Genomic DNA, 564 nt, shown 5'->3' on the forward strand with positions numbered 1-564 from the left:
TAATCTTGCCCTTGCAAAAACTTGGTCATTTTGCGGTACCCGTAAAAAGGCGTCTTCAGGTACTGTTTATCCAACAAGCCCATTAAGACCAAATCTTCACTAGCTACAGCTACTGGCTGATAGTACAAGCCACTGCGGTGTAGGCTTAACAAGTCACACTGGCTTACCAAGCTTAAAAGATGGGGTTGCTCAATCATCTGGCGCCGCTCTAATAGACTCATAGTTCCAACTTTTTTTTCAGAAAACTAAGCTCCATCTGCAGCCGTCCGATTTGTTCATAAAGAGCCGCATTATCCGGTAAAGAAGAAACATCCTTCTTCCCTTTTGTCTGGAATAATTCTTCCGACCTTTCGGATAAGGTCTTTTTCCAATCCATTATTTGGCTCGGATGTAACTCATAACGCTTAGCTAGCTCAGCAATCGTGCTTTGACCCTTTACTGCTTCCAGCGCTACTTTTACTTTAAAAGCAGCCGTAAATTTGCGCTTATCTTTTTTGTTCATATTTCCCCAATTTAAGCAGGTTTTATACTTTAACCACCTGTCCTAATTTTGGGGGGCACCAT

The 564-nt window shown here is 42.2% G+C and carries 1 protein-coding gene and 1 pseudogene; both read right to left on the bottom strand.

Annotated elements, in window-relative coordinates:
- Positions 1-221, bottom strand: a pseudogene (locus AAE02nite_RS26150) (IS3 family transposase); the annotation flags it as partial.
- Positions 218-502, bottom strand: a complete 285-nt coding sequence (locus AAE02nite_RS26155) for a transposase (protein WP_146905900.1) — start codon at positions 500-502, stop codon at positions 218-220. The pseudogene AAE02nite_RS26150 and the gene AAE02nite_RS26155, both read right to left, overlap by 4 nt.
- Between the last annotated feature and the right edge of the window lie 62 nt (positions 503-564).

Origin of the sequence: Adhaeribacter aerolatus (genome assembly GCF_007991635.1) — a bacterium.
Taxonomy (GTDB): domain Bacteria; phylum Bacteroidota; class Bacteroidia; order Cytophagales; family Hymenobacteraceae; genus Adhaeribacter; species Adhaeribacter aerolatus.

What these genes read in the sequence shown, in the direction of transcription:
- AAE02nite_RS26155 (WP_146905900.1), bottom strand. Translation starts at nt 502, where the DNA reads ATGAACAAAAAAGATAAGCGCAAATTTACGGCTGCTTTTAAAGTAAAA.